Source organism: Flavobacterium sp. P3_A6, from assembly GCF_056403035.1.
Genome location: NZ_JBFUGG010000016.1, coordinates 1 through 14,058, shown reverse-complemented (window position 1 = coordinate 14,058; position 14,058 = coordinate 1). Strand labels below are relative to the sequence as shown.

Annotated in this window: 7 protein-coding genes; all 7 read left to right on the top strand. The window is 36.9% G+C overall.

The window, feature by feature from the left end; all coding sequences use genetic code 11:
* Positions 1-10 precede the first annotated feature (10 nt).
* The 7 genes from AC1DVP_RS14945 to AC1DVP_RS14915 all read left to right on the top strand — a co-directional run bounded on the left by AC1DVP_RS14945 (position 11) and on the right by AC1DVP_RS14915 (position 13,476).
* The gene (locus tag AC1DVP_RS14945; RefSeq protein ID WP_477184289.1) at positions 11-1,762 is read left to right on the top strand and encodes a sensor histidine kinase; all 1,752 of its coding nucleotides are present in this window, start codon (positions 11-13) and stop codon (positions 1,760-1,762) included.
* 314 nt (positions 1,763-2,076) lie between these two features.
* Positions 2,077-2,736, top strand: coding sequence for a response regulator (locus AC1DVP_RS14940; RefSeq protein WP_477184288.1), 660 nt, complete (start codon positions 2,077-2,079; stop codon positions 2,734-2,736).
* Between the two features lie 201 nt (positions 2,737-2,937).
* The gene (locus AC1DVP_RS14935; RefSeq protein ID WP_477184287.1) at positions 2,938-4,419 is read left to right on the top strand and encodes an MFS transporter; all 1,482 of its coding nucleotides are present in this window, start codon (positions 2,938-2,940) and stop codon (positions 4,417-4,419) included.
* 254 nt (positions 4,420-4,673) lie between these two features.
* Entirely contained in the window at positions 4,674-6,155 is a 1,482-nt protein-coding gene (locus tag AC1DVP_RS14930; protein WP_477184286.1) for an MFS transporter, read from the top strand.
* A 251-nt stretch (positions 6,156-6,406) separates the two neighbouring features.
* A complete protein-coding gene (locus AC1DVP_RS14925; RefSeq protein WP_477184285.1) occupies positions 6,407-7,822 on the top strand; it encodes a CmpA/NrtA family ABC transporter substrate-binding protein in 1,416 nt (471 codons plus the stop codon).
* Between the two features lie 567 nt (positions 7,823-8,389).
* Positions 8,390-11,905, top strand: coding sequence for a molybdopterin-dependent oxidoreductase (locus AC1DVP_RS14920; protein WP_477184284.1), 3,516 nt, complete (start codon positions 8,390-8,392; stop codon positions 11,903-11,905).
* Positions 11,906-12,048: 143 nt separating this feature from the next.
* A complete protein-coding gene (locus AC1DVP_RS14915; RefSeq protein WP_477184283.1) occupies positions 12,049-13,476 on the top strand; it encodes a rubredoxin in 1,428 nt (475 codons plus the stop codon).
* The last annotated feature ends 582 nt before the right edge of the window (positions 13,477-14,058 follow it).

Genomic DNA, 14,058 nt, shown 5'->3' with positions numbered 1-14,058 from the left:
ATTAAGGCGAATGTATATCTTCGCCTTAATTACTATAGCCATAACTGTTATTCTGAGTCAGCTGCTCATCCAATATAATTTATACAGCCAGCTGGGTGATTCCAAAATCATAAACACATCAGGAAAGCAAAGAATGCTTAGCCAAAAATTGACAAAAGAAGTTTTGGTTCTCAATTTCATAACCGATTCCCTACAGAAGAAAGAACAAATCAACAAGATTACCGAAACCATTTCACAATGGCAATCAAATCATTATTCATTAGTAAATGGCAGTGACCGGCTTGGTTTTCCTAAAGAAAAAAACCCGATTCTTACTCGATATTTCAAAAACATAAAACCTAATTTTGATACTATAATTAAGGTTACAAATACTTTTTTGGCAAACAAAAGAGAAAATAAAAACGAGAACGAAAACATAAAACTTGTACAAACTTTACTCGCCAACGAAAAGATATTTCTTTCGGAAATGAATCAGATTGTTAGTGAATACGACAACGAAGCACTGGAAAAAGTAACACTGCAGCGCAAAACAGAGTACATTATTCTTGCTTTTACCTTATTCGTTTTACTGCTGGAATTTTTATTCATTTTCAAGCCTACCACCAAAAAAATCGAATCACTTATTTCCAACCTGTTATATTCAGAAAAAAAAGCATTAAAACTGGCACAGGATACCGAAATTATTAGCGAGGCCAAAGAAAACTCAGTCAAAGAACTAAAATCGCTCAATTATGCGATGGAGAATACGTTGCTCTATTGCCGAATCGCAACCGACGGAACCATTATTCATATTGGCGAAAAATTTTCAAAACTGTTACAGTACAACCCTTTCAATACCGCAACAAAATTTGGCGAAGTCTTAACTCCTATCGAAAAAGAACAACTCATAATTGACCGCATTGTACTCCAAAACAACCGCAGAGGCTGGCAGGGAGAACTAAATATTACCACCCGAGCAGAGCAGTCACTCTGGCTGGATTTATCAATGATTCCCGTAACTATAAAAAAAGATGAGTCGGAACTTTTAATAATCTGCTTTGATATAACCGAACGCAAAAGAGCGGTTCAGGAAGTAGAGCGCTTGAACACCGCAAATATTGAAAACAAATTAAACCAGCAAAAAATAATTTCGAGTAAGATTGTCGAAAACCAAGAAAACGAACAAAATAGGATTGCCAGGGAAATACATGACGGAATAGGACAAATGCTGACTGGATTAAAATTCAGCCTTGAAAGCATAAACCTAGACGACAAAGAAAAAGCTGCTATAAAAATAGAATACCTAAAGAAGTTATCTCTTGATATCATAAAAGGCGTACGTACAGCCACTTTCAATTTAATGCCTCCGGAATTGAGCGATCACGGAATCAATCCTGCGCTTTCCAAGCTCACTTTAGAACTTTCCAAACTCACTGGAAAAAACATTTTATTTTATAACAAAACTGATTTCAATGCCCGACTGGACTCTTTAATCGAAATAAACATTTATCGGTTAACACAAGAGGCCATCAATAATGCCATTAAATATGCCGATTCTACACATATTATCGTACAGCTTTCCCACAGCGCTACCCTTTTGAGCATTACTGTTGACGATAATGGAAAAGGGTTTGACATTAATGCTGTAGAGAAAAAGAGAAACAGCGAATCAGGAATGGGCATGCTTTTTATGAAAGAACGGATCCAGTACATCAATGGACGCGTATTCTTTAATTCCATTCCGAATGAAGGAACAAGGATTACGTTTAACATTCCTATTTAAAATTTCGCAATGACAATATCAATGACAAATTTCAATGGTAATAGGAAATTTTAAACCCGCGTTATTTAGATTACACAAATTACCTGCCCTACTATTTCCAACAATTAACCATCCAGTTTGTCATTCCTGTAAAGATTAGATAATTCCACTGACATTGAAATTTAATATTGTTATTGCTATTGAAATTTAAGTTCACCATTGTCATTGATATTTGTCATTGATATTGCATTGAAATTATTTTCCATAGAAATTCAAAAAATACGTATCTTAGCGACTAAATTAGATGAATCTACTTAAAGAATAATAAGTACATTATGAGTGATAAAATTCGAGTAGTTCTTGCAGATGATCATGTATTTGTGAGAGATGGCATAAAATCATTATTGGAAAACGAAGTTAACATTACTGTCGTAGGAGAAGCTACAGACGGTCTTGAAGCACTAACATTAATAGACGAACTAAAACCAGATTTATTAATTCTTGACATCAGGATGCCAAATATGACAGGCATAGAAGTCGTAGAACAACTGAGAAATAAAAATAATTTGGTAAAAATTGTAATGCTTTCCATGCATGAGTCTGAAGAGTACGTATTAAAATCTATCCAAGCAGGAGCCGACGGATACTTACTTAAAGGATCCAGTAAAGAAGAATTTTTAAAAGCTGTTCATACGGTTTCAAATGGCGGGAAATATTTTAGCGGCGACATCTCCTCTATATTAATTGGACAGCTTACCAATCCCTCTCTTATTGCCGAACCTAAACAATCATTGGGAGAAGAACAAGTAATTACCAAAAGGGAAAAAGAAATCCTGAAACTTCTGTTAAGCGGCAAAGGAAACAAAGAAATCGCCGAAGCATTAGACATTAGTAAAAGAACTGCCGAAGTGCACCGGTTTAATCTGATGAAAAAACTAAAAGTAAAAAACCTGATGGAGCTTTCTAACAAGGCATCCGAATATTTATTAATATAACCCAAAACCAAATTTAGAGGAATTTCATATCCTCTATTTAAAATCCTATTTTTTAGTTCGCACTAAAAAATAGGATTTTTTTTATTTATGAACTATATTTCAAAACTTCCTGCGTAAAAGCAACTATTAAATTGCGTAAAAATACTTATTTACATGCGTTAAATACGTAATTATACTTATATTTGCCAAAAAAGCAGTTTTATGAAAAATACCGTTTCCTTAAGCCAGTCACACAAAATTTTATTTTTAAACACTGTTGCATTTACTATTTGTTTTGCCTGTTGGACCTTAAATGGTGTATTAGTAACCTATCTGGTTGATAAAGGCATTTTTAACTGGAGTGTAGTACAAGTAGGATGGCTACTAGGAATCCCAATTCTTACAGGAGCTGTAATGCGCTTGCCTGTTGGTATTTTAACCGATAAGTTTGGTGGTAAATACGTATTTTCATTTTTGCTGCTTATCTGTTCTATTCCGCTATTTTTACTTTCTTTGGCCAACAGTTTTTTAATGTTTGCTGTTTTAAGTTTTTTCTTTGGAATGGTTGGAACCAGCTTTGCAGTAGGTATAGGTTATACATCAGTTTGGTATCCCAAAGAATGGCAAGGCAGAGCCTTAGGAATTTTTGGAATGGGAAATGCCGGTGCGGCCATAACCACCTTTGTAGCGCCATCATTACTGAATCAATTTTCAATTGCCGATCCTGAAAACGGCTGGAAATTATTACCTATTGTTTATGGTGCAGTATTGTTTGGCACAGGTATTCTTTTTTTGATTTTTGCTAAAAATAAAAAAATAGAAACAGCAAACCGTACCATGCCTCAAATGTTAGCTACATTAAAAAACACTCGTGTTTGGCGATTTGGAACTTACTATTTTTTAGTATTTGGCAGTTTTGTTGMATTCTCACAATGGCTATTGCCTAATTTTATGAATGTGTATCAAACCACCTTAGTTATGGGCGGTATGTTTGCCACTATGTTCAGCTTGCCATCAGGCGTAATCCGCGCTTTTGGAGGTTATTTGTCTGATAAATTTGGCGCAAGAAAAGTAATGTATTATGTTTTGAGTTCATCAGTCATACTAAGTACCCTGCTCATGATTCCTAAAATGGAAATTTTTACTACCGGCCCTGGAATTATGGCTACGCAAAAGGGAATTGTAACTTCTTTATCGCCAACTAATGTACAAATTGATAAAAAAGATTTCCCTATTAGCACTGAACCAGAAACTGCTAATAGCGGTAACATTTTCCCAACAAAATCATCTTGGCAAAAAATTATTGTTACTCAAAACCAGACTGTAAACAAAAAAGAATTAATAGCCAAAGGAATTACCCGTATCCAGTTTGATGCTAATATGTGGGTATACCTTACATTGGTAATCCTCATTGGCATTGCTTGGGGAATAGGCACAGCGGCGGTTTACAAGCACATTCCTGAATATTTCCCCACCGAAATAGGTATTGTAGGCGGAATGGTAGGCTTTTTAGGCGGACTAGGCGGTTTCTTTGGACCTATTATCTTTAGTTATTTATTGACTGTAACTGGAATATGGTCTAGTTCATGGTTATTCATCTTATTATTTTCAAGTCTTTGCCTGATTTGGATGCACCATACTATTGGCAAAATCATGAATGAGAAACAGCCAATATTATCCAAAACAATAGACAGAAAAAGCTAAAATCTGTACAAAGAACAAAGTCTTTACAATTATTTCAAGCTGTTAGAACCGTTTCTAACAGCTTTTTTTAAATCTGCATATTTTATTTTTCAAATATCAAAAAAAAATCTTTCTCGAAACCCGCATGAATAATGGGCTTCATCATAATACGTATAAAAAATAAGTACAAATACTTAATTATTTTTCAAAAGTTGCGTTTTCGCAGTTTTTATATTTCACATACTACTTAGTTTTGTATAAGAATAATAAGTATTATGTCAGCAACAAACTCCCTTTCACTATCACACCGAATTTTATTTTTAAATACTTTAGCTTTCACCGTGTGTTTCGCTTGTTGGACTCTTAATGGAGTTCTGGTAACCTTTTTAGTAGATAACGGAATCTTCAAATGGGACGTTGTCCAAGTAGGATGGCTTTTAGGAATTCCAATTCTAACAGGATCCGTTATGCGTTTGCCAATAGGCATGCTAACCGATAAATTTGGAGGGAAATATGTATTTTCTCTTTTACTCCTGCTCTGCTCTATTCCATTGTTTCTATTGCCGTATGCAGACAGTTTTTTTATGTTTGCATTACTAAGTTTTTTCTTTGGCATGGTTGGAACCAGTTTTGCGGTTGGTATAGGTTTTACTTCTATTTGGTACCCAAAAGAATGGCAGGGAAGAGCTTTAGGAATTTTTGGAATGGGCAATGCAGGTGCTGCCATAACAACATTTATGGCTCCATCCTTATTAAATGAGTTCTCAATAGATGATCCGCAAAATGGCTGGAAACTGCTGCCAATCATATATGGAGCTGCATTAGTTGTAATAGGCATTGTGTTTCTACTATTTACAAAAAACAAAAAAATAGAAAATCAAACCAAAAGCGTTCCTCAGATGCTTCAATCCTTAAAAAACACTAGAGTTTGGAGATTTGGAGCTTATTATTTCTTGGTATTTGGATGTTTTGTGGCGTATTCACAATGGTTACTGCCTAATTTTATGAACGTTTATCAAACGAGTTTGGTAATGGGCGGAATGTTTGCCACTATGTTCAGCTTGCCATCAGGTGTAATCCGTGCTTTTGGAGGATTCTTATCAGATAAATTTGGAGCCCGAAAAGTAATGTATTGGGTACTGGGATCATCAGTAATCTTAAGCTCACTATTAATGATTCCGAAAATGGATATTACTACTTCTGGACCTGGCGTTATGGCAACTAAAAAAGGAATTATCACTGCGGTTTCAAATACACTTGTAAAAGTTGGGGAAAAAGAATTTCCAATCAATTTAAAAATTAACAAACCACTCGAAAATACAGTATTTCCAACCCGAAATTCATGGCAGGAAGTGGTTGTAAGCCAAAATCAGGAAGTAAAGAAAAAAGAACTTATTGCCAAAGGAGTTACAGCTATTCATTTTAGCGCTAACATGTGGGTATATCTAATACTGGTAATCCTTATCGGGATTTCATGGGGAATTGGTAAAGCTGCAGTTTACAAACACATTCCGGAATACTTCCCAACCGAAGTAGGAGTTGTAGGCGGAATGGTAGGAATGATAGGAGGTCTTGGAGGATTCTTTGGGCCAATCATCTTTGGATACTTATTGACTACCACAGGAATATGGTCAAGCTCTTGGATTTTCATATTACTGCTATCTGCTGCCTGCCTGATTTGGATGCACATTACAGTAACCAAAATCATGAACGAAAAACAGCCTGTTCTATCCAAAGAAATGGATAGAAAAAAATAATGCCTTTTTAATTACTTGTGTATAACTGCTCTCCTAATCTCTAATCTGGAGAGCAGTTTTTATTTCAAACGCCCCATATATTATCAAAAAAACTTACTAAGCCGCTAACAACTGCTTTACTCATTAGTCAAATCATTTTTAACTCTTAAAATAAACAGTATCAAAAACATGTAATTCAAATTATATTTTTAACAATTACTGAGCATATTTTATCTAACCGAACAAACTACTAACCGCAAAACCAAAAGACCATGAGAAAACTAGCCTCAAACTTAATTGCCCTTTTGGTAATAGTCTTTACTGTTACCGCTTTTAAAAGCCCTAACTCAGTCAATCCTGTTTTAAAGAAGAAAATTACACACGAGCGCAAGCGAACTGATGAAATAAATCCTCCAAAAACAAAAAAATTGCCTGTTGAAAAAGCCACTCTTACCATTGGTTTTATAAAGCTTACAGATATGGCCCCCTTAGCAATTGCAAAATTCTTAGGGTATTTTGAAGAAGAAGGACTTACTGTAAACCTGGAAGCTCAAGCCAATTGGAGAGAAATCCTAGACAAAGTAATAGACAATCAGCTCGATGGTGCTCAAATGCTGGCTGGACAGCCTATAGCGGCGGCAGTAGGATGCGGCCGACAAGCACAGCTCATAACTTCCTATTCTATGGATTTGAATGGAAATGCCATTACGGTATCAAATGAGGCTTGGGCAAAAATGAAAGACAGCATCCCTCAAGAATACGGAAAACCAGTTCATCCTATCCCTTCTTATGCACTGAAACCCATTTTAAATTTTTATAAGCACGCAAACAAACCTTTTACATTTGGTATTGTTGGCGCCTATTCAACCCACAATTATCAGTTACGGTATTGGCTGGCTGCAGGCGGTATAAACCCTGGCTTTTATTCCAACAATAACATTCAGGGAAGCAAGGGAAATGCAGGTGCTGATGTACAGTTGAATATTACCGCGCCTCCGCAAATGCCTGAAACATTAAAAGCAGGCACCATCAACGGCTATTGCGTTGGAGAACCATGGAACCAGCAAGCAGTTGAAGAAAATATAGGCGTACCAATAGTGACCAGCAAAGAGATTTGGAAGAATCATCCTGAAAAAGTGTTTGTTATGACCAAAGAATTTGTTACCAAATACCCTAACACAGCCACTGCAATTACAAAAGCATTAATAAAAGCCGGAAAGTGGCTGGATAATCCTGAAAACCGAAAAGAAGCAACCAGAATTTTATCCAAATCGGCCTACGTAGACGGCAGTAAACGGGTAATTGACAATTCAATGTTAGGCACTTTTGAATTTGAAAAAGGTGATGTGCGTCCAGTGCCTGATTTTAATGTTTTCTTCAAATACAATGCAACCTATCCTTATTATTCGGATGGAATTTGGTTCATGACCCAAATGAAACGCTGGGGACAAATTACCGAATCAAAAACTAACGATTGGTATATCAGCAAAATCAAAGAAGTTTACAAACCTGAAATTTGGTTTCAAGCTGCAAAATTATTGCTGGAGGAAGGCTTCATTATTGAATCTGACATTCCAACTACAGATGGATTCAAGCCAGCAACAAACGAATTCATTGACGCAATGTATTATGACGGAAGAAAACCTGTTGAATATATTAATGGATTTAAAATTGGCTTAAAAAATTAATTTCGTTTCTCTCTTTTTACAAATACAAAGAAAATAATACCACCAAAAACAAATTTTTATTCTTTAAAAGCCTGATGTGTTATACAAATGCATCAGGTTTTTTTGTGGTTATTTTATGAAATCACATGAATTTCCTAAATTGGTTACGGTTTGCGTGAGTGATGGCAGTGGAGCTCTTTTTTCTTTTCAATTGCCTCGGGCCTTAACTCGATGCAATTGAAAAGAAAAAAAGCGGGAACGTACAGCACGACCCGGAGTCTCGTCTTTTGGGACGAGACGAAGGGACACGCCCAAAGTAAGATTACAGATTTTAGACTGCTGATAACAAATCGCTGGTTAAAAACTCAATTTTTTATAGTAATGAAAAAATACTGTATAAAAACAGCGCTCAATTCTTCTAATAATTCAAAATATCGAACCTATTTTTAGCATTCTAATTATATTGAATGCAAACATTAAAATAAAACCAACTTTATACGTATTAATACTTAATTTTTACTTACTTTTGTCTGTGTACTGCGTACATGCGATCCTTACATGACTACTTTCTAAACAAAGATATACATAATGCAAAATACAGAAATCAAAACTACGTGTTCCTATTGCGGAGTAGGATGCGGAATTATTGTAAAAAATGATTCTAAAAATGGAGTGACGGTTACCGGAGACAAAGATCATCCCGTAAACAGAGGAATGCTTTGTTCTAAAGGGATGAACTTACATTATGTAGTCAATGACACTTCGGACAGGATTTTGTATCCCGAAATGAGATGGAGTAAATCACATCCAAAAGAAAGAGTGAGCTGGGACGCGGCTTTGGAACGCGCGGCCGCTGTTTTTTCTTCCATCATAAAAAAATACGGCCCAGACAGTGTAGGCTTTTATATCTCAGGACAATGCTTAACCGAAGAATATTATCTGGTTAACAAATTAGTAAAAGGCTTTCTAAAAACTAACAATATAGATACCAACTCCAGACTCTGCATGAGTTCGGCGGTGGCGGGTTACAAAAAAACATTTGGTGAAGACTCAGTTCCAATCGCTTATGCCGATATAGAACTGGCAGACACTTTCATGATAACGGGTGCAAATCCAGCTTTTTGCCACCCTATTCTTTTCAGAAGACTAGAGCAGCACAAAGAAAAAAATCCTAAAGTAAAAATCATAGTTGTCGATCCAAGACGAACCGACTCGGCCATTGCTGCCGATTTACACTTGCAAATTCTTCCTGGAACGGATATTGTTTTATATCACGCCATTGGAAAACGATTAATCGAAAAAGGATATACTGATTCGGATTTTGTAAAAAATCATACCGAAAATTATCAGTTATACAAAGACCTTGTATCCGGCAGCTCTTATGAGAATGCATCCAAAGTATGCGGTGTTTCGGTAAATGATATTCACTTAGCCGCAGAAATGATTGGCAGAGCCAAAGGTTTCATCTCAATGTGGGCTATGGGATTAAACCAAAGCGCTATTGGTGTTGACAAAAATACCGCTTTATTGAACCTTTCGTTAGTTACGGGTCAAATAGGAAAACCAGGATCTGGACCTTTCTCCTTAACAGGACAGCCCAACGCTATGGGAGGACGTGAAGTGGGCGGAATGGCAAACTTATTGGCAGTACATAAAGAATTAAACAATCCTGAGCATCGCAAAGAAGTAGCTGATTTTTGGGGAGTAGAATCTATTTCGGAAAAACCGGGACTTACGGCAACCGAAATGTTTGATGCTTTAGAATCCGGAAAGATGAAAGCGATTTGGATTATTTGCACCAATCCAATGGTAAGCTTACCAGATTCCCGCAGAGTAGAGAAAGCATTGCAAAATGCCAAATTTGTTGTCGTTCAGGATATCTCTCATAATGCTGATACCGCAAAATTTGCCGATTTATTATTGCCTGCTGCTGGCTGGCTGGAAAAAGAAGGCACAATGACCAACTCTGAGCGTCGCATATCGTATCTGCCAAAAGGAATCAACCCTCCAGGAGAAGCATTATCTGATGTTGAAATTTTGCTGAATTTTGCAAAAAAAATGAAGTTCTCAGGTTTCAACTTCAATAATACCGAAGCAGTTTACAAAGAATATTGCCTAATGACAAAAGGCACTAACATAGATATTTCCTATTTAAATTATTCCAGACTCAAAAACGAAGGAACTTTTCAATGGCCAGTTTCTGATTATGGACATCCAGGAACACCCCGCCTATTCTTGGATAAAAAATTCTTTACGCCTTCGCAAAAAGCTATTTTCAATATTCCAACCAATATCAAGAACACTTCTGAAGAGCCTTCGCAGCAATATCCATTCATATTGACAACAGGCCGAATTCGCGATCAATGGCACACCATGACCAAAACAGGAAAAGTGTCCCGATTAATGACGCATACTCCTAACCCAGTTCTTGAAATAAACCCTATTGATGCTTACAAATCCCAAATAAAAAATGGCGATATTGTTGTAGTAGCCAGTAAAAATGGTGAGGTGCGCGTCAAAGCAAAAATTACAGACACTATTAAAGAAGGCGTTTTGTTTTTACCAATGCACTGGGGGAAACAATTGGACAATGATTTGAACAGAACCAATAATCTAACCAACACCATTGTAGATCCAATTTCCAAAGAGCCGGATTTTAAATACACTACTGTTTCGGTAACAAAATATGTCAAGCCGTTCCAAAAAATTGCTGTAATTGGTGCTGGAGCTGCGGCCTTCCGTTTCATTCAGAATTATCGTGAGATCAACAACACCGATGAAATTATTGTATTTTCAAACGAAGAAAACCCATTTTACAACCGCGTTTTATTGCCGGAATATGTCACAGCCGAATTGTCTTGGGAAAGTCTTTTAAAAATAAAAGATGAAGCTCTAGGACAATTGAACATCACAATGAAATCTGGTGTGGCAATTGAAAACGTAAACGCAACTGACAAAATTATAACCGACAGTCAAGGCAAAGTTCATCAATTTGACACCTTGATTATGGCAACCGGAAGCCGTCCTTTCATCCCCGAAAATGCACAGCTGCATCTTCCTGGGCGTTTTACCATCAGAAAGAAAAATGATGCCGACCGATTAAAAGATTACTTAGACGGGACCAATTTGCCTGCCGAAGAACAGCATGTAGTAATTGTAGGCGGTGGTTTACTGGGACTGGAATTGGCCGCCGCACTGAAACACAAAAAAGTAAAAATAACAATTATACAAAGAGCTTCCCGATTAATGGAACGTCAGCTGGATCGTATTTCCAGCAAATTATTGGCCGAAGAAGTACAGCTGAGAGATATTCAAATCTATTTTGATAATGAGGTAAGCACCGTATTTGAAACTGAAAATGCAAACGAAATAGAGATTGCCCTAAAAAGCGGACGAATTCTAACTGCTAATGCTATTGTTTACACTATTGGAACTATTCCGAATATTGAATTGGCTAAAGAAACGGGATTGGCTTGCGGGCGCGGCGTAAAAGTAAACCAGTATCTGCAGACATCCAATCCAGATGTATTTGCGATAGGCGAAATTGCCGAATTCAACAATCAATTATTCGGAATCACTTCTGCCGCCGAAGAACAAGCCGATATTCTAGCTAACTTTATAGCTGGTGATATCAGCAGTTTTTACAAAGGATCAGTGCTGATGAATATTCTAAAACTGGAAGACATTAATCTTTGTTCTATTGGCGAAATTGAAGTGCCTGAAAATGACGATTCCTACGAAGAAATTGTTTTTGCCGATTTAGGGAAACGCTATTACAAAAAATGTATTGTTAAGAACGATTTGCTTATTGGAGCTATCCTGATGGGGGATAAAAATGAGTTTGCCGAATTCAAAACAATGATTGAAAGCAAAATCGAATTGGCCGACAAAAGAAACAGCTTATTAAGAGGAAGCGGTTCTGAAGCCAAACCTGTGCTGGGAAAACTTGTTTGCTCCTGCAGTCAGGTTGGAAGCGGAAATATTGAGGACTGCATCAAAAGCGGCGTTACCAATTTCACCGAACTTTGCAAAACTACCGGAGCCGGACTCGGTTGTGGAAGCTGCAAAACCGAAGTTAAAGAAATATTGGCGAAAGTGAAGTAGATTGCAGATAGCAGATTTTAGAAAATAAAGGATAGATACAGGTGACAGAAAACAGGTTTTGGATTACTGATAGTTTCTAAAAAAAGATGAAACTTGAAACCTGAAACCTAAAACTTGAAACAAACAACATAAAAACTAAAAAAATGGAATTAACAAGACTCATAGTAAAAGGCGGCGTAATATCTCCTGGGGAATTACGAGAAATTGTAAATATGGCACTGGAGCAAGGTCTAGACGCCATCTCTTTTGGTTCCAGACAAGACATTATATTCCCAAAAGGATTCCAAAGTAATACTGCCGAAAAAATTGGCAAGCATCATTTTGTATATCCCAACGAAAAAAGCGGCAACAATATTGTTTCTTCCTACGTAGCGACAGATATTTTTAGCAATACACCTTGGCTTACTGGAAATAAATTCCTTTATATCCTCGAGCAATTCAAGGAAAATCCAAAGCTCAAGGTCAATATAACAGATCCTAAACAGCAAATCGTCCCTCTATTCACGGGACATATCAACTTTATAGCCTCACACCACGAAGACTATTGGTTTTTGTACGTACGCTTGCCAAAATGGGACAAAATGGAACTTTTCCCAGTATTAATTTACAGCTGGGACATTGGAAAAATCTACTACGAAATAGAAAAAATTCTTCAGGAAGAACCCGATACAATTGACATGATTTTCCAATTAGTTAGTGATTTGGACACCAATAACAGAACTATCGACCAACCGCTGAACATTTCATTTTATCCATTCCCGTATTATGAAGGAATGAACAGGCTTGGAATCGATCAATACTGGCTCGGACTCTACTGGCGCAACAACCTGTACGATTTGCAGTTTCTAAAAGAAATGTGCGATTTATGTTTTGACTGCAAAATTGGTAAAATTTGCATTACCCCTTGGAAATCCTTTATCGTAAAGGGAATTCCTAAAGCACGCAAACTCGATTGGGAAAAATTCCTGGGTAAAAAAGGAATCAATGTACGCCACTCCTTACTTGAACTCAACTGGCATTTGCCGGTAGCAATGGAATGGGCATTGAATCTCAAAACCTTTCTGGTACGCACCCTCGACCAGTTCGACATCAGTACCTACGGGCTCACCTTCGGGTTATCCGACTATAATCGTGAAGGGCATTATTTCACTTCGATAGTAATCGAGAAAAATGATCCGCCAAAAGATCTCGAATCAATTAAAATAAGAGATACCTTCAATGTTCTGCATGCCAAAAATTTCGACCCAAACACTCGCGAATACATTGTACACACACAAGATGTCGACAAACTGGAATTACCCAATATCCTTATCGAATTGAGTAAAAAATACTTTGAAGAATTGGGTACCAGCGTACTCGAATTCCAAAACACTGTTACCAAAAAAGAGAAAAAAGCACTCGATATCCACCAATGCCAAGAATGCTTAACAATTTATAATTCGGATTACGGCGATGTGATACAAGGAATAGAAAAGGGTACACTATTCCAAGATCTCCCAGCCGATTATTGCTGTTCGTTATGCGAAGCGCCAAAAAGCAGTTTCATTCCATTGGTAGAAGCCAAAGTATAGCCAAAATAATTCACTTCAACAGTTCGCAAAAGCTTATGTGGGCGAGCCACCATAAAGGGAAAGGGCCAACTCACCGCAACGATGAGTTGGCCCTTTCCCTTTATGCTGTCAGGCTGTCCGCGTTACTTCGGTAACTTGCTCCCATCCTTCTCGCGGGCTTCACGTTATTACAAGCTTGAACACGATATTATTAGCTTCAACGGTGGAAACCGTTGGCTATAGTTAATCCTTGGATTATTATTTTTTGAATGATGGTAAAAAATCCAAATGTTTCTTTTTAGCCCCGATTGCAGTGGAAATCCTTATGTTCCGGGGTTCGGAACATAAGATTGCAACGGAAAGATTCTGTGTTGATTTTCTAATAAATCTAAATTTTATTTTTTAATTTTTATCATTAAATTTGTCCTCTAAGTCGGCCATAGAGCTAGACTGTATAGCGTGCTTATGCCTTTTGTGCTTGCACGCTATTTTTTTTATAATCCTTGTCGTAAGTTGTTTTGTTTTTATAAAGAACATAAATCAATTCCAATAACTTTCTCTGAACGGCGACACATCCTTTCATTTTAATCCCATGTTTTGCTA

Bases quoted from the DNA above. Each gene is read 5' to 3' on its own strand.
- AC1DVP_RS14925 (WP_477184285.1), top strand. From the start codon at position 6,407: ATGAGAAAACTAGCCTCAAACTTAATTGCCCTTTTGGTAATAGTCTTT.
- AC1DVP_RS14920 (WP_477184284.1), top strand. From the start codon at position 8,390: ATGCAAAATACAGAAATCAAAACTACGTGTTCCTATTGCGGAGTAGGA.
- AC1DVP_RS14940 (WP_477184288.1), top strand. From the start codon at position 2,077: ATGAGTGATAAAATTCGAGTAGTTCTTGCAGATGATCATGTATTTGTG.
- AC1DVP_RS14915 (WP_477184283.1), top strand. From the start codon at position 12,049: ATGGAATTAACAAGACTCATAGTAAAAGGCGGCGTAATATCTCCTGGG.
- AC1DVP_RS14930 (WP_477184286.1), top strand. From the start codon at position 4,674: ATGTCAGCAACAAACTCCCTTTCACTATCACACCGAATTTTATTTTTA.
- AC1DVP_RS14945 (WP_477184289.1), top strand. From the start codon at position 11: ATGTATATCTTCGCCTTAATTACTATAGCCATAACTGTTATTCTGAGT.